The organism is Clostridium sp. 1001271B_151109_B4 (genome assembly GCF_015670405.1).
Classification (GTDB): Bacteria; Bacillota; Clostridia; order Clostridiales; family Clostridiaceae; genus Clostridium.
The window spans coordinates 51,479-67,310 of the sequence record NZ_JADPBQ010000015.1 but is presented as its reverse complement, the minus strand read 5'-3'; the positions used below and the strand labels follow the sequence as shown (position 1 = coordinate 67,310).

General features: G+C 26.1%; 15 protein-coding genes and 1 riboswitch. Of the genes, 4 read left to right on the top strand and 11 right to left on the bottom strand.

Annotation, left to right across the window (positions count from 1 at the left end; translation table 11 throughout):
* Window positions 1-3: 3 nt before the first annotated feature.
* The gene (locus tag I4V63_RS11215; RefSeq protein ID WP_196001341.1) at window positions 4-1,158 is read right to left on the bottom strand and encodes a hypothetical protein; all 1,155 of its coding nucleotides are present in this window, start codon (window positions 1,156-1,158) and stop codon (window positions 4-6) included.
* Between the two features lie 166 nt (window positions 1,159-1,324).
* On the opposite strand from I4V63_RS11215, the gene I4V63_RS11210 reads away from it, so the two are divergent.
* Window positions 1,325-2,245, top strand: coding sequence for a hypothetical protein (locus I4V63_RS11210; protein WP_196001340.1), 921 nt, complete (start codon window positions 1,325-1,327; stop codon window positions 2,243-2,245).
* A 173-nt stretch (window positions 2,246-2,418) separates the two neighbouring features.
* Here the strand turns inward: I4V63_RS11210 and helD are convergent, their stop codons facing one another.
* The 3 genes from helD to I4V63_RS11195 all read right to left on the bottom strand — a co-directional run bounded on the left by helD (window position 2,419) and on the right by I4V63_RS11195 (window position 6,624).
* Window positions 2,419-4,704, bottom strand: a complete 2,286-nt coding sequence (gene helD / locus I4V63_RS11205; protein WP_196001339.1) for an RNA polymerase recycling motor HelD — start codon at window positions 4,702-4,704, stop codon at window positions 2,419-2,421.
* 268 nt (window positions 4,705-4,972) lie between these two features.
* The gene (locus I4V63_RS11200) at window positions 4,973-6,328 is read right to left on the bottom strand and encodes a PFL family protein (protein ID WP_196001338.1); all 1,356 of its coding nucleotides are present in this window, start codon (window positions 6,326-6,328) and stop codon (window positions 4,973-4,975) included.
* Between the two features lie 26 nt (window positions 6,329-6,354).
* Window positions 6,355-6,624 carry an ACT domain-containing protein gene (locus I4V63_RS11195; RefSeq protein WP_196001337.1) on the bottom strand — a complete coding sequence of 90 codons (270 nt, stop codon included), beginning with the start codon at window positions 6,622-6,624 and terminating at the stop codon, window positions 6,355-6,357.
* Between the two features lie 157 nt (window positions 6,625-6,781).
* On the opposite strand from I4V63_RS11195, the gene I4V63_RS11190 reads away from it, so the two are divergent.
* The gene (locus I4V63_RS11190; RefSeq protein WP_196001336.1) at window positions 6,782-6,925 is read left to right on the top strand and encodes a hypothetical protein; all 144 of its coding nucleotides are present in this window, start codon (window positions 6,782-6,784) and stop codon (window positions 6,923-6,925) included.
* Window positions 6,926-6,970: 45 nt separating this feature from the next.
* Here I4V63_RS11190 and I4V63_RS11185 read toward each other — a convergent pair whose 3' ends face one another.
* Entirely contained in the window at window positions 6,971-8,236 is a 1,266-nt protein-coding gene (locus tag I4V63_RS11185; protein WP_196001335.1) for a GHKL domain-containing protein, read from the bottom strand.
* Between the two features lie 239 nt (window positions 8,237-8,475).
* Between I4V63_RS11185 and I4V63_RS11180 the strand changes: the two genes are divergently transcribed.
* On the top strand, window positions 8,476-9,057 hold the full coding sequence (locus tag I4V63_RS11180; RefSeq protein WP_196001334.1) for an accessory gene regulator B family protein: 582 nt from the start codon (window positions 8,476-8,478) through the stop codon (window positions 9,055-9,057).
* A complete protein-coding gene (locus I4V63_RS11175) occupies window positions 9,035-9,172 on the top strand; it encodes a hypothetical protein (protein WP_196001333.1) in 138 nt (45 codons plus the stop codon). The genes I4V63_RS11180 and I4V63_RS11175 overlap by 23 nt, the downstream gene beginning before the upstream one ends.
* A gap of 750 nt (window positions 9,173-9,922) precedes the next feature.
* On the opposite strand, the gene I4V63_RS11170 is transcribed toward I4V63_RS11175, so the two are convergent.
* The 6 genes from I4V63_RS11170 to I4V63_RS11145 all read right to left on the bottom strand — a co-directional run bounded on the left by I4V63_RS11170 (window position 9,923) and on the right by I4V63_RS11145 (window position 15,829).
* Entirely contained in the window at window positions 9,923-11,191 is a 1,269-nt protein-coding gene (locus I4V63_RS11170; protein WP_196001332.1) for a GHKL domain-containing protein, read from the bottom strand.
* Window positions 11,191-11,910 (bottom strand): LytTR family DNA-binding domain-containing protein, encoded by a 720-nt coding sequence (locus I4V63_RS11165; RefSeq protein WP_196001331.1) that lies wholly within the window; start codon window positions 11,908-11,910, stop codon window positions 11,191-11,193. The genes I4V63_RS11170 and I4V63_RS11165 overlap by 1 nt, the downstream gene beginning before the upstream one ends.
* Before the next feature lie 369 nt (window positions 11,911-12,279).
* Window positions 12,280-12,735 (bottom strand): S-ribosylhomocysteine lyase, encoded by a 456-nt coding sequence (locus I4V63_RS11160; RefSeq protein ID WP_196001330.1) that lies wholly within the window; start codon window positions 12,733-12,735, stop codon window positions 12,280-12,282.
* 11 nt (window positions 12,736-12,746) lie between these two features.
* Window positions 12,747-13,634, bottom strand: coding sequence for a methylenetetrahydrofolate reductase [NAD(P)H] (gene metF, locus I4V63_RS11155; protein ID WP_196001329.1), 888 nt, complete (start codon window positions 13,632-13,634; stop codon window positions 12,747-12,749).
* Window positions 13,635-13,781: 147 nt separating this feature from the next.
* Window positions 13,782-13,973: riboswitch (SAM riboswitch) on the bottom strand.
* A 63-nt stretch (window positions 13,974-14,036) separates the two neighbouring features.
* Window positions 14,037-14,984, bottom strand: coding sequence for an MraY family glycosyltransferase (locus tag I4V63_RS11150; protein ID WP_196001328.1), 948 nt, complete (start codon window positions 14,982-14,984; stop codon window positions 14,037-14,039).
* A 203-nt stretch (window positions 14,985-15,187) separates the two neighbouring features.
* Window positions 15,188-15,829, bottom strand: a complete 642-nt coding sequence (locus I4V63_RS11145; RefSeq protein WP_055277905.1) for a V-type ATP synthase subunit D — start codon at window positions 15,827-15,829, stop codon at window positions 15,188-15,190.
* Between the last annotated feature and the right edge of the window lie 3 nt (window positions 15,830-15,832).

Sequence of the window (15,832 nt, the reverse complement as noted above, 5' to 3'; positions counted from 1 at the left end):
TTATTATCTTTTATTTAATAATTCAAAGATTAACTTATCTTTTTCATCAATTACTCTATTTAATTCATTAATTTTTTTTAAATATTCATTATATCTCTTATTATACTTTCTAGTTAACTCACTAATTTTATTTATATAATTAACTTTATTTTCAATTATATTTTCACTATTTAAGTTTATTAGCTTATTTTCCTTTTGAATATTATGATTATTTTCGTTATAAATATAATCTGTAATAATTCTTGCATTAAAATAGGTATTTATTTTTTCTGCCTTATTATTTATTACCTTTATAATTGAAGCACTAATTGGCTTGTTTTTATATAAGTTTAAACTCCACTCTTTTAAGTTTGTTGATTTTGCAGTATTAATTCCATTTTCATCTTTCCAAATAACATATACATTATCCATAAATGTTGATATCTTTGGATTCCTTATATTTTTAGGAAAATCTAAACTCTTTTCATCTTTTAATACATCATCAACTTTATCTAAATTTATCTGTCTAAATTTCATTTCCATATTACCACTTATTTTTTTGCTATAAAACAATATAGTCTGTTCTTCATATGTTATTAATGAAATATTTTTTGCATTAGTCAATTCAAAGCTTGTCGTAATGTTTTCATTTAATAAATCATAAATAACATATTCATTATATTGATTTTCTTCACAAAGTAATATATTAGCCTTATCTTCATTTGAATAAAAAACTATATACGGTCTACTACTTCCACTTGAAGTTCCATCAGATATTATTCTTAAGCTATTTAGCTTTGTTATTTTATTATTATAAATTAATGCTTTAGTTTTAGTTTTATTCCATCCCCTAAAAATTAAATTAATTTGCTCTTCATTTTTAATGATAATTGTTAATAAATCAATACTATTACAGTACTTATTTACTTCCATAGAAAAATGTTTTATTGGCTTCATTTCATCATTTACTTCTAAACATACTTCTATCACTGAAATTCTATATACTTTATCATAAAATGCTATCCATATGGAATTATTAAAATATTCTAAGCAATAATCTTCTACTTCCTTGCCTAGTTCTAATATTTTATTTGATACTGAACAATATAAATTGTTTTGATCTATAAAAACTTTATAAATCTCTTTTTCATAATCAATAAGTTTTATTTTCTTAACCATAATATCACCTTAAATTATTCTATAATAAAAATATGTATTTATTTTTATGAATATGTATTAAATTTATTGATATTTCGAGTATAAAAATACTTTTCACAATTTATTATTCCCCTCATATTATAGTTATTAGATTAATCGTAATCCAGAATTTAAGGAGGATATCTATATGTCACAAGACAATTTTAATGTTGTTCAATCTGATACACTCTATGATGAATGTTTAATTTCTAAAAAAATATATGGAAGATGTAAACAACAAGACTGTTTAAAACCAATATGCGGCCCTATGATGCCACCTTCAATGCCATGTAGCATTGATTGTTCTGAGTCATCTGACAGTCCAGGACCAGTAATGCCAGATGCTTGTCAAATCATTCCTATACCTTCAAGTATGCTACATGCAACAAGTTTATCAAGCCCTAACGGAAGCCCAATTATTGGTACAATTACTAATGGAAATACTATTATTTTTGATGATACAGTAAAAAGCCTTCATTTAAGCAACTTTGCAACTAGTATTACTGCAAAAGTAAATCCTCAAGGACAATTTAATATCCCTGGATTTTATGATGTTGTAATCACTTATACTTTCACTTACAACTTACAGTTATTAGATCATTCAGGTAGCGTTCTACCTGTAACAGTAGTTGGTGGAGCTCCTGGCTTACCTGATAATACTATTCCAGCTTATACAACTTATACTAAAAAGATTTCATTAGAAGGTGGTTGTGTAGACGATAATACTACAGTAATAACATTTGACTCTATGAATGGTGAACATTCACAATCAAATGCTCATAATTTACCAGAAGTTTATGTACAAGCAATTGCAAACTCATTATCAACTACTATTTGTAGATATCCTGTTGCAACAGATCATGCACCTATGGTATGTGGTCGTGCTGATATAATAATAGGTTTATTTACAATCATTGAATTATATAGGATTACAAATATGACAGTTGTTACAAGTGATACTGGTGAAATACCTAAATGTCAACCATCAATCGTTAATGATCCTTGTGCAACATTTAATCAACTTTCATTCCCATATGATGATTTTAATCCACCATATAGGAACTGCTAATTCACATAGAAAACTTACGATATCTATACAACAGGATAAAAAAATCTCTACATGAAGGAATTAATTTCTTCATGTAGAGATTTTTATACTTATTAATCTTTATATTTATATATTCTAGAAGAACAATAAGATAAATATTTTCACTATATATCTTATTGTTCTAATTCTTTAAACTAACCCATAAATATATTCTTTGATAATTCCTCTTCTGCAATTATATATTCGTTATGAAGAGCTCTAGTCAAAGCTACATATAATAATCTTTGATTTAATGTATTGTCTGGATAATTCTTTTCTGTTGGATTATAGATAATAGTACCATCAAATTCCAACCCCTTTGTTAAATAAGTAGGGATAATTACTATATCTGTATCTGCTGCCTCTTTTTCATTTCCCTTTATTAAAGTATATTCTAAATCAGTATATTTCTTTAATTCCTTATCTAAAATCTTAGCCTCATTATAAGTTTTAGTTATAACTGCAATACTATGTTTTCCTTGTGAATTTAATCTCTTTACTATTTCATCAATTAATTTTACAGATTCTCTTCTTGATACTGATTTTATAATTTGAGGCTTATCACCATGCCTTAATACTGGTTTTGCACTCTTTATATTTAATTCTTGTGCTTTTAAAGCTGAATTAGCAAATTCTATTATTTCAACAGTAGAACGATAACTTTGACTTAAAGAAATAAAAGTTGCTTTCCCATCGAATACGCCTTCAATAATATCTTCCCAGCGCCTAATTCCTTTATAATGATATATCCCTTGAGCTAAATCACCAACTAAAGTTAATGAATTTCCTTTAGACATATTATTAATTAAATATATTTGAAGAGGACTATAGTCTTGTGCTTCATCAACAACAATATGCTTAAATTTATTTTTCTCATCTATCCCTTCTAGCATCATATGAATATAAAACAATGCTGGTAAGTCATCTTCATCTATTATCCCATTTTCACGATTTCTAAGAATATCTTTTTTGATGTATTCTGCTAATTCTACAGGAATTCTATTTGCAGTAGCTATTTCAAATATTTGATCATCTTCAAATAACTTGTAATAAATATCACTACAAGTTATCCCTCTCCAATGCTTAAAATAATCATTCATTACCTTTTTAGAATCATGATTAACATATTCCTTTAAACTATCTCTTTCATTATATACTTCTATTAATTTATGTCTTCTTTCCTCACTATCATTCATTATCTTTTTTATTTCTCTGATTTTCAAATCCCACTCTCTATCAATTTGAATAAGAAGACTAGTTATTCTTTCTTTTAATTTTAAGCTTAGATATCTTTTTATTTCATCTTTTCTTTTATTTATAGGATAATTTGAAAGATCCTTTAAATAAAGTCTCATTATTTCTCTCTTTGAGAATAAGACATAACCTGAAATTAATATGTCCTCAATCTCTAATGAGCTCCCTTCTAATAGAGCTATGTATCTATCTATTATTGTTTTAAATGTTAAATTTCCCTTTACTCTTGATGAATCAATTATAAATTGTTTTTCTTTTATATCCTCAATTTCAATAAGATCCTTTAATTTATCATCTTTAGTTTTAATTTTTCCTCTTAACTTTAATTGTTTCATAACTAGCTCTTGGAAGGTTGTTTGCTTAACATCACTTGATCCTAATGTTGGAAGAATATCTGAAATATAATCTAAAAATAATTTATTAGGTGCTAAAACTAAAATATCCTTCCCATCCATAGATTCTCTATACCTATATAACAAGTAAGCCAATCTATGTAAGGCAACTGTAGTCTTACCAGATCCCGCTGATCCCTGAACTATTATGGGTAAGTTCTTAGGCCATCTAATTATATCATTTTGCTCTTTTTGAATAGTTGCCACGACTTCTTTCAGCTTTTTACCACGGCTTTCTTCTAAATTAATCTTTAAAAATTCATCAACAAGCCCTGAACCTTCTTCACTATTTATAATGATCTCATTAGTAGCTTCATCAAAAACCCTATCGAGATTTTGATCTTTATATAAAAACTTTCTTTTTAAATTCAAATCTCCTTCAATAACGCCCATTGGTGCTCTATAATATGCCTCTCCACCGGTACCACTATAATAAAGATCTGCTATAGGTGCTCGCCAATCTACGACTATTTCTTCACCATCATAGGTAGATGTTATTCCTTTTTTCCCTATATATATTTTCTCTTGATTTCCAAACTTTTCATCAAAATCAACTCTACCAAAGTAAGGGTTTTTTATTGCTTCTTCATAATTTTCTATTTCCTTTTTTAAAAGATTATATATTTTTTCTGTATTTTCTTTTTCTTGACTATAACTTCCTTTAGCTTCTTTAGTCACTGCCCTTAACTTTTGTTCTATTTCTTCTTGATATTTTTTCTTTTGTTCTACTTCTCTTAATATATCTTTACGCTTTTGTTCAAGAATATCTTTCTCTAAAGCTAAATTTTCATTCATTTGTTTTCCTCACGACCAATCTATTTTTTTCTAATATTTTATGCAACATTTAATAATAATCCACTATCTTTAATTTGTATAGTGATAATTATTTATAGTATTGCCTATTTTACACAATTTTATTTTGAACTTTCCAAATTTTATTATATACAAATTATTAATTGCTGTCTAAAACTCTTATTATAACATAAAAATAGAGATATCATATATGAGATATTAATTTTATAGTTAATATCTCATATATGATATCTCTATTTAATATAAAAAACTAATTCTTAAATGAATGTATTGGTGCGGGTATTCTACCACCTCTTTGAATAAAATCAAATGAAGAATATTTATTTACTTGCATAACTGGTGCCCTGCCTAATAATCCACCAAACTCAACCATATCTCCTACTTCACATCCTGGAGCTGGAATTATTCTAACAGCTGTAGTTTTGTTATTAATAACTCCTATTGCACTTTCATCTGCAATCATAGCTGATAACGTCTCTGCAGATGTATCTCCAGGAACTGCAATCATATCTAAGCCAACTGAACATATTGCAGTCATAGCTTCAAGCTTTTCCAAGTTCAATGATCCATTTAAAACAGCATCTATCATTCCTGCATCTTCTGATACTGGAATAAAAGCACCACTTAATCCTCCTACATGACTACATGCCATTACTCCACCCTTTTTAACCTGATCATTTAATAATGCAAGTGCTGCCGTAGTTCCATGTGTTCCTACTACTTCTAATCCCATTGCTTCTAATATATGCGCAACAGAATCTCCAATTGCAGGTGTTGGTGCTAATGATAAATCCACTATCCCAAATGGTGTATCTAACCTTTTTGAAGCTTCGTGAGCAACTAATTGTCCAATTCTTGTTATTTTAAAAGCCGTCTTCTTAATAGTTTCAGCAACTACATCAAAACTTTCTCCCTTTACTTTCTCAATAGCTCTTTGAACCACTCCTGGTCCACTTACTCCTACATTAATAACTCTATCAGCTTCTCCTACACCATGAAAAGCACCTGCCATAAAAGGATTATCTTCTACTGCATTTGCAAATACTACAAGCTTTGCACATCCAAATCCCTTCTTATCTGCAGTCAAATCAGCAGTTTTTTTAATAACTTGTCCCATTTCTTTCACTGCATCCATATTAATACCGCATCTTGTTGATCCTACATTTACAGATGCACATACTTTACTTGTTTTTGCTAAAGCTTCTGGAATTGAATTGATTAAAATTCTATCACCTTTAGTATAGCCTTTATGTACTAATGCCGAAAATCCCCCTATAAAATCAATTCCTAATTCATGAGCAGCTTTATCTAATGTTTCTGCAAATTTTACATAATCTTTTTCGTCAGTTGCACCTGCTATTATAGAAATTGGTGTAACAGAAACCCTTTTATTAACTATAGGTACACCAAATTCATTTGCTATTTCATTTCCTACCTTAACCAAATCTTTAGCGCATGTAGTAATTTTATTATATATTTTTTCTCTTGCCTTATCTCCATCACTATCTATACAATCTAAAAGAGAAATTCCCATTGTTATCGTTCTTATATCTAATTTTTCTTCTTCAATCATTTTAATTGTTTCTAATATATTATTTGCATTCATAATTTTCCTCCATTAAAGACTTTATTTTATACTGTGTACATTGAGTTAAATATTTCTTCTCTTTGTATTTTTACTTCAACACCAAGCTCTTTACCTTTTAACTCTAAAGCCGTCTTAATTTCTTCAAAATTATTGCTGCTTAATTTTAAATCTAGCATCATTATCATAGTAAAAAACTCACCCATGATTGTTTGGTTAACATCTAATATATTTATATTTAGCTTTTGTAATTCAGTGCTAACCCCAGCTATAATCCCTACTTTATCTTTGCCTATTACTGTTAGTATCGCCTTCATTTAAATCTCTCCTTCATATATTTATAATTTAAGGAATTTTGCCCCATAAACTATCTTAATTCTACACTTATAACACATTATTGTCAATTTAATCCATATATATGGATAATAGATTTTTTATCATTTGGAATACTATTATTAAAGGAAGGTGTTTTTTATGAGTAAAAATATTAATTCATCGCATCTAGCATCTATCGGAAATTTTACAAAACACGCTGTAGAATCTTTTGAAGAAGGCATTGTAAATGAACATAATTATCTAGAAAAAGTTGATAAAAATCTTAAAAGTAAAACTAAATAAAAAAATGATATGAAAAATATTAAGTATTTTTCATATCATTTTTTATTATATTTCAATTAAAACATTAAATATGTCTTCTTCTAATGACATATTAACTTTACCTTTATATTTTTTAACTATATTTTTGACATTATATAAACCATATCCTCGGCCTGTCCCTTTAGTAGAAAATCTTATTTTTGAAATATCAGCTACCATACTTTTTGTAAGATTATCTACACTATTAGATACTTCAATTATGTGTTTTCCTTCATAATACTCAGTTGAAATTTCAATTACTTTTTTCTCACTCTTACTTGCAGCTTCAATTGCATTATTTAATAAGTTGCTTAAAACTACTGTAAGCTCACTATCATCTAAAGGTAATCCTTCAAGTTGGCTATCAATAAAATAATAGCAATCTATTTCACTTTTTTCTGCTTGATTTATTTTGCTTAATAAGACAGCTTTTAAAATTGTATTTTCTACTTTGGATAAATTATTTAATAAATTTTTATTTTCAAAAACATTACCTATGTACTTTTTAGCTTTATCTTTTAATTCATCTTCTTTGCATACCTGTATCATACAATATAGTATATTTAAATGGTTCTTATACTCATGTTCATTAGCTCTCATTTCATCTATTAGCTCTTGTATAAGAGGATTCATACTTTCTTTTATTTCTGAACTTTTTTTCTTTTTATCTTTTTTATAAACATCATAAAAATAAAATACATTTATTAAGATCATAGCAACAAAAAGCACTGAAGTTTCTAAAATAATTTCCTGCCCATAACAACTATCTCTAAGTAATGTTCTATAAAGAAATAAAAATATTCCTATATTAATAATAACTAAAATAAAATTATTATAATTGCTAATAAACTCACTAAATTTATCAAGATTATATTTTTTATTCTTCATTAATCTAAAAATTAAATAAATAACACAAATAAAATAAATAATAACAACAAATAAGTACATTCCTGTTATATATAAATCACCTAAGAATCTAATGCTCAATATCATATATATTGATTCTAAAATCGCTACAAAAACATATGTAAAAATAAATTGTATAATGCATATAATAATATTTTTGTTATAAATTTTACTCATTATCAAAGAAATTGTTATAAGCGTTATTAGCAAACTTACAATATTCCATGTTTCAATTTTATTAAGTATAAAAAATACCCCTGTAGAAATCACTGAAATTATAAAACTTTTCAATAAATATTTAGCTAAATTATCTTTTTCCCCTAAAAAAACTATGCAATAAATCATTATCATAGTTATAGCTTCAATAAAAGTAAATATCACACTCATTACAGCCCTCCTTTTTCGATAAAATTTTACCATATTTTCATTTTTATTTAAAGATACTTTTTACTGTTATACTTTATAATGTATGAGTATGTTCATTTTCGGAAAATTTTACGTATATTTTTTCTTTTTTTCTTTTTTTCTTTCATTTTATACTAATTTTAATGAAAGTTATGGTTTTAATGGAATTTCATTTATTTTTATATTATAATTATTTATGTAGTACTTAAGGAGGTATATTTTTGAGTAATAAGTTTATAAAAAAACAATTAGATTTTATTGTTACTAATGTAGGAATAACTGATATTTATGAAATTGATAAAATTAGATATGGTTTAGAAGTATTTTATGGTGAGTTTTCTAAATTAATTGTTATGATTTTAATTTCATTAATTTTGGACAAGTTTTTAGCATTTTTATTGATGATTACCTTATTAATGTTAATAAGGCCTTATATCGGTGGAAGTCATGCTAAGAGCTACATGAGTTGCATGGTTCAAAGTAATTTATCATTTATTTTAATATATTACTCAGCCTATTTGATGCCTTCACTAAATATAATTTTACAATTTACATTTATATTATTATGCATTGTGGTAATAAGGAAATTTAAACCTATTAATCCATTAAGAAAAACCGTTCATACTCAATATAATAAATTGAAATTTAAAGACTTTGTAACAGTTATACTATTAATGTGGTTTATTATTTCTAATATATTTTTACCACAGTATTACATCAATTGTGGTTTACTAATAATTTTTTATATAATAATAGATTTTTTATGGGAGGTTTATAAACATGAAAAAAAAATTTATAGTTAAATTAGCTGCCTTAATGTGTTTAATTACTGCAACAACTTCAGATATTATGACATTATCAGCTCCAAATAGTCTTTTCTTATGGGGAGAGCCAACTCCACCAATGGAGAAAAAATAATTAATTTATCTAATAAAACAAAGTAGCTATTACAAAAGTAATTAGGCGATTAAATGGAAAAAGGTAGATTCAATAGAATCCACCTTTTTTTGTATTAACTTAAATTATAAACCTAGTTAGTTTATACAGCGTTACCAATATATTTAGAAATTATAATACCAAAAGAAGCTTCAGTAACATTATTAAGTACAGTAGAATATTCAGAATTATAAACTAATAGTGCTCCTAGGAAATCTTCTATTATTATATTAGTTTACGCAAATTTGAGTAATATCTAAAGTTCCAAAGAAATAGAGAAAGCATGTAAGAGATATAAATTTTATATGGCTATTACAGGGTAACCACTTCTAAGCCATTCTACTATTTGTAAAGTTATAACTTAAAATTCAAATAATTGTTTCAAAAATTTATTTTTCTCTATTTGTAGTAAAACTAAGTAAATCAGATAAAATACTCTCTAAAAATATATTTATAAAGCTAAGATTAAAGCAAATACTAATAAATAAAACATTAGGAGAATTCTACACCACCAATAATAGTATCTTAATAGAATTGGATTTTAGAATTATTAAAAAATATTAACTTTAGGATATTAAATATGCAAATAGGTTTCTTCCTTAAATGATTAGCATATAATATAGCTAAATTGAATAATAGAACTAGTTGTATTTTTTATCACATATATTTAATCATAAATTTTACTATATAAACACTTATTACCACGAAACATTTTAATATAAAATTCATTTATCACTTTAAAAATAAAATAGTGATATTAACAATATTTTCTTCTAATGCAACTTGTATTTTACCTTTATACTTATCTACAATAGCTTTTACATTAGCCAATCCATATCCTCTACCTTCTCCTTTTGTCGTATAACCTACTTTAAAAATCTGAGTTAAATCTTCTGACCTTAAATTTTTAGTATAATTTTTCACTTCTATTTTATAATATTTCTCATCTTCAAATATATTTATTTCAACGTTCTTTTTATCAACAAATGAAGTTGCCTCAATAGCATTATTTAGCAAATTACTCAATATTACAGTTAATTCAGAATTATCTAATTGTATATCCTTAAAATCGCTCAAAACATTGTAAGTATATTTTACCCCTAATTTTTCAGCTCTTTGAGCTTTATTATACAAAACAGCTTTGATTATGGTATTTTCAATATTTAATAACATAGAAAACTCTTCTGTATCATCAACAATATTTCCTATATATTCTTTCAACTTATCCTTAATTTCTTCAGGATGAGTAACTTGTGCTATACTCCAAATAGTATTTAAATGATTTTTATATTCATGTTCATTTGCTTTTAACTTATTTATTAAGTCATTAATAAGTGGATTAAATGACTTCTTAATTTCCTTTTTTTTCTTTTCACTTAACATTTTATATAGGTATATATAAAAATAACAATTTACCCCTATAAGTATTAACCCTAAAATTGTAATTGGTATTATAATTTTCGTATTCATTATTTTATTGCTCATTAAAACTTTTATAAATAGGAAAAATACAAATAAGTTCAAAATTATAATATTTATACTTTTATACTTTGAAAAGAATTTAGAGAATTGTATTTGTTTAATAGCTTTACTAGTGCTAAGTATGTATACTACTATAGACATTGCAAATACTAATATAATAAAATACATAAACGGACTTAAATCATCACTTCCCATACTTATATATACAATTAAACTAACTACTAATTCAACTCCTAATAATATTATTGAACTGACAATAAACTCAATGTAAGTTACTATTGTATCTTTATTTTCTTGTTTACCTATTATCATAGAATTTAAAAATAATATTCCTATAAGAACTATTAAAGAATCTGCATCATATATATTAGTAAATACAAAATATATCAAAGAAATCACTACAGAAAACAATATTTTTTTACATATATTTTTTTTAATATCTTCATTTATTAAAACGTTATATATTAAAAATATAGCAGTCATCTCAATAAACGAAATTGCTAAAGCCATTATTTCCATTATTCAATCCCCCTTAAGAATGCTTGTCTATATGTGTAACTTAACAAAGCAATATCCTCACATGACCTTAACTTAATGTTCCACACCTTTTCATAGGTCTTCTCTATTTCTTTTACATACTTAAGATTAACTGCAAAAGATCTATGAGTTTGAATAATATTATCATCATTTATATTTTTTAGTACCTTAGCTAAAGAAGTTCTTTTGACCCTATATACGCCTGAAATAGTATGTATATCACAAGTCTTATCACTATACTCAATATAAATAATATCATTATGATATAATTTAACTGATATATTGGAATCTATATCAATAAATGTATAAGCTCCTTCTTTAATACTCTTTAAAGGTGATGAATTTAAAAATACATCAATAATTTTGATGATATCCTTTTCCTTATAAGGCTTTACAATAAAATCATAACAATGAATACTCTTAAATGCTTCTATAATATGTATAAGCTCTCCTGTTACAAATACTATTCCAGTCAAAGCATGCTGTTCGTACTGCCTTATTTTTTTTGCTAATTCTAATCCCGAAGAATCTTTTAATTGAATATCAATGAAAAATAGATGTATATCTTTTTCATTCACTATCTTTATTGCTTCAGCTTGTGATGCAGCTTCATATATTCGAACATCGATGAAATTTGACTTAATAATAGACGCAAGTGCCACACGCTGAATTCTTTCATCTTCAACTAATAATATATTCATGTTCGCCCCTCCCAAAAACGCATATAATATTATTATAATACAATATTAGACGTTTTTCCACATTATCTATAAATTATTACTTTATCCAACTTATAGCACCATATATGAATTATATAAAATAATAACCATATTACGCTAAAAAAATATAGATATTTAATAAGTAGAAAAATTTTTTCTCATTCAAACTCAAGCTAAAAATAACAATAAAAAAAGCCAGTAAAAACTGGCCTTTTGTTCATAATATTTAAAAAATTTATTACTATACTTAATATTTTATAAAAATAAGTGAATCTATTCTTACTCTTAAATTAATTGTTTTACTTGATAAATTATTATAATTATTTTTTAAAACTAACTATTTTAATTTCTTTACTCACCATATATATTTAAAGAAAAGCCTTTATTTAATACTTCTTTAGCATACTCCTTTGCACCAAACAATGATAAATCTCTATAGTTGCCACATTGAATTTCATTTGCTGCTGGAATTTCATTTGCATTTAAAATACTTTTCAATGCTTTTTCAAGTGCTACTTTAACTTCACTTGCATTCCTATCACCAAATATACTTAAATAAAACCCTGTTCTACATCCCATCGGAGATAAATCTATTATTCCATTTAAATTATTTCTTAACTCATGTGCTAACAAATGTTCTAATCCATGCATAGCTGCAGTACCAAATGCTTCCTTATTAGGTTGTAAAAATCTAATATCAAACTTTGTTACAAAATCACCTTGTGGTCCATTTAGTGTACAACATTTTCTAATATAAGGTGCTTTAACCTTTCTATGATCTAATTCAAAACTTTCTACTTTCTCCATTCTAAAACCTCCTAAACTACCCTTTCTTTATTTATAGAATTAATTATCGAACTTATACTTTCTGTTATTTTTCTAGCTACATATGGATTATTCATTGTATATAAATGAATTCCATCCACACCACTTGAAACTAAGTCAACTATTTGTTCAACAGCATATGCGATCCCAGCATCTCTTAATGCTTCTCTATCATACTCATACTTATTAACTATCTTTATAAACTTTTCTGGTAAATTAACACCACATAATGAAGTTAATCTTTCTATTTGTGCCTTATTAGTTACAGGCATAATTCCTGCCTCAATAGAAGACTTTATATTTAATTTATCCTTTTCTTCTAGAAAATTATAAAAATAGTTATTATCAAAAAATAACTGTGATATAAAATGAGTTGCCCCACTTTCCTCTTTTAACTTTAAATGTACTAAATCTTCTTTTAGATTCTTACCCTTAACATGTCCCTCAGGATAGCATGCTGCTGCTATATTAAAATCTCCTCTTTTCTTTATATGTGAAATAAGTTCATATGCATATTTAAAATCTCCCTTTAAAATTCCACCATTAGGAATATCTCCCCTTAAAGCTAAAATATTTTCTATTCCATGCCCTTTTAAATCATTTAAAATATAGTCTATTTCACCCTTAGTAGAATTTATACAAGTTAAATGTGCTACTGCCTCAACTCCATATTTTTCTTTTACTAAAGAGGATAGCTCGATTGTTTTATTATTTACTAAGCTTCCTCCTGCCCCATATGTTACACTAATAAAATCTGGTTTTAAATCCTTTAATTCTTCTAAGGTTTTATAAATAGTCTCTACTGAAGATGTTGTTTTGGGTGGAAAAATTTCAAAAGAAAACACCAAATCCTTCTTTTTAAATATTTCATCAATTTTCATTTAAATAGCCCCCTTAAAATTTATAAAAAGTCCTTGTCTTAATTAATATACACACAATAAACTTCTTTATTATTATTTTTTTAATAAAATAAAAAAACCTAAAGGATATTTCCTTTAGGTATTATAAACATGTTTCCCAATAAAATATCCTTATCTCTCAGCTGTTGCTGTTGGATTTAGCACCACATTAATATAGTTAATAATTAATAGTTTTTAGTTAATAGTTTACTAAAGAAATTTTAAATAATTTCTTTCAATGTAACTACTAATTTTAACTAGTAACTGTTAATAGGTTGCTGGGTTTCAACGGGCCAGTCCCTCCACCACTCTTGATAAGTTTAATTAAATTATATAAAATTTTTCTCATTTTGTAAATACTTATTTTTTTACTATTAAATTCCATTATATTAATAGCATTAAAATTGAAATAACACTAAATGCTAAACTTATTCCACTTATAAAAGTAACTACTTGTTTTGTATTTAATCCTTTGGCCTCTAATCTATAATGTAATTGACTTCTATCTGCCTGATATACAGGCTTTCCTTCCGAAAATCTCTTAAAAATTACAAATATATTATCAAAAATCGGTACAGCTAATGCCAAAATAGGAATTAATAAACTTAATATTGTTGCTGCTTTAAATGCACCATCTAAAGCTATTATACTTAATATAAACCCTAAAAAATTAGCCCCTGAATCTCCCATGAATATTTTTGCTGGATACTTATTATAAAACAAAAATGCTAATACAACTCCTGCAGTCATTAATGAAAATAATAATGATGGTGGTTGTGCTAATATTACTGCAGATGCTGCAAAAGTCATCGCTGATATAAAGGATAATCCTCCTGCTAAGCCATCCATACCATCAGACCAGTTAATTACTGTAGTAACACCAAAAATCCAAGTTATAGTTAATATAAATTGAATAATACCCGGTAATACAACATATGTATTAGTAAAAGGATTAGTAAAGCCATGAAAAGCTACTCCTGACTTATAAACAATTATTGCTGCTAATACTTGCACAATTAACCTTGGCGCAATAGCGAACTCTTTACCAATACTCTTATAATAATCATCTACTACTCCTATTATTAATATCAATAGTGCCCCTATAAAAATACCATACTTCTCTTTAAATGGATGATCATAAAAGACTATAAAATAAGGTATAAAGAAGCCGATGAACATTGAAATACCACCACAAAGTGGAATTGGTCCTCTATGTTTTTTTCTCTTAGTTGGTTTATCTGTAAAATTATATTTAATTGCCAATTTCATTAATATTGGTGTCAAAATAAATACTATTGAAAAAGACAAAACTGTCGCTATTAAATACTTCATTGAATTTCTCCTTAAATTTCCACATAATATGTACAATTATGTATTCTATTAGCATTATACTATTATTTCTTTCTATTATCAAATACATAATATAATCTTAATAAAATGAAAAAATTTAATTTTACCCCTATAGAATAGTTTAATGTAAAAAGCAAGGAGCTGTTATTTTAAAACAGCTCCTTTTTTGTGATAATGTTAAATCATTATGCTCTTGAATTAATCATATCTTTAACCTTCATTAATCTAGTTAAAGCTCCTCTTTCATTTTCATCAAGCTTCATTCTTATAAACTTAATAGTCTCTTCTAATTGAGGTATAGTCATATATTCAAGTGCATTAACTCTTCTTCTTGTCTTTTCAATTTCATCAGCCATTAACTGAGTTGATTTTTCAACTTCAGCTAATTCAAGTAGCTTAGGAAGTATAGATTCAAGCTTTCCTATAGCATCATCTAATTCAGAAGATGTATTGGCAAAACCATATGGATAAATGCTTCCTTCACTATCTTGTAATTGTCTGTGGAATTTCATTTGTGGAACATTAACACTCATTATGTTTTTTGTTCCTACTTCAACAGATACACTATCTTTTGGATAAGCAACTGCTTCTTCTAAAAATTCTGAACTCATTACAGCACTTGCCATAACGAAATCTTTAAATGAACCCTCTAATTCAGCTTCTACTGACTTTCTTAATTCATTATTATATTTAACAAGATTAATGAATTGCCTCATTAATTCATCTTGTTTATCTTTAAGAAGCTTATGTCCTCTCGCTGCAGTAGATAATCTCTTCTTCAGCTTAGATAGCTCCATTCTAGTAGGATTGACATTTAACTTTGCCATATT

Excerpts from the sequence above, each read along its gene's own strand:
- I4V63_RS11215 (WP_196001341.1), bottom strand. The coding sequence starts at position 1,158 with ATGGTTAAGAAAATAAAACTTATTGATTATGAAAAAGAGATTTATAAA.
- I4V63_RS11210 (WP_196001340.1), top strand. The coding sequence starts at position 1,325 with ATGTCACAAGACAATTTTAATGTTGTTCAATCTGATACACTCTATGAT.
- helD (WP_196001339.1), bottom strand. The coding sequence starts at position 4,704 with ATGAATGAAAATTTAGCTTTAGAGAAAGATATTCTTGAACAAAAGCGT.
- I4V63_RS11200 (WP_196001338.1), bottom strand. The coding sequence starts at position 6,328 with ATGAATGCAAATAATATATTAGAAACAATTAAAATGATTGAAGAAGAA.
- I4V63_RS11195 (WP_196001337.1), bottom strand. The coding sequence starts at position 6,624 with ATGAAGGCGATACTAACAGTAATAGGCAAAGATAAAGTAGGGATTATA.
- I4V63_RS11190 (WP_196001336.1), top strand. The coding sequence starts at position 6,782 with ATGAGTAAAAATATTAATTCATCGCATCTAGCATCTATCGGAAATTTT.
- I4V63_RS11185 (WP_196001335.1), bottom strand. The coding sequence starts at position 8,236 with ATGAGTGTGATATTTACTTTTATTGAAGCTATAACTATGATAATGATT.
- I4V63_RS11175 (WP_196001333.1), top strand. The coding sequence starts at position 9,035 with ATGAAAAAAAAATTTATAGTTAAATTAGCTGCCTTAATGTGTTTAATT.
- I4V63_RS11170 (WP_196001332.1), bottom strand. The coding sequence starts at position 11,191 with ATGGAAATAATGGCTTTAGCAATTTCGTTTATTGAGATGACTGCTATA.
- I4V63_RS11165 (WP_196001331.1), bottom strand. The coding sequence starts at position 11,910 with ATGAATATATTATTAGTTGAAGATGAAAGAATTCAGCGTGTGGCACTT.
- I4V63_RS11160 (WP_196001330.1), bottom strand. The coding sequence starts at position 12,735 with ATGGAGAAAGTAGAAAGTTTTGAATTAGATCATAGAAAGGTTAAAGCA.
- metF (WP_196001329.1), bottom strand. The coding sequence starts at position 13,634 with ATGAAAATTGATGAAATATTTAAAAAGAAGGATTTGGTGTTTTCTTTT.
- I4V63_RS11150 (WP_196001328.1), bottom strand. The coding sequence starts at position 14,984 with ATGAAGTATTTAATAGCGACAGTTTTGTCTTTTTCAATAGTATTTATT.
- I4V63_RS11145 (WP_055277905.1), bottom strand. The coding sequence starts at position 15,829 with ATGGCAAAGTTAAATGTCAATCCTACTAGAATGGAGCTATCTAAGCTG.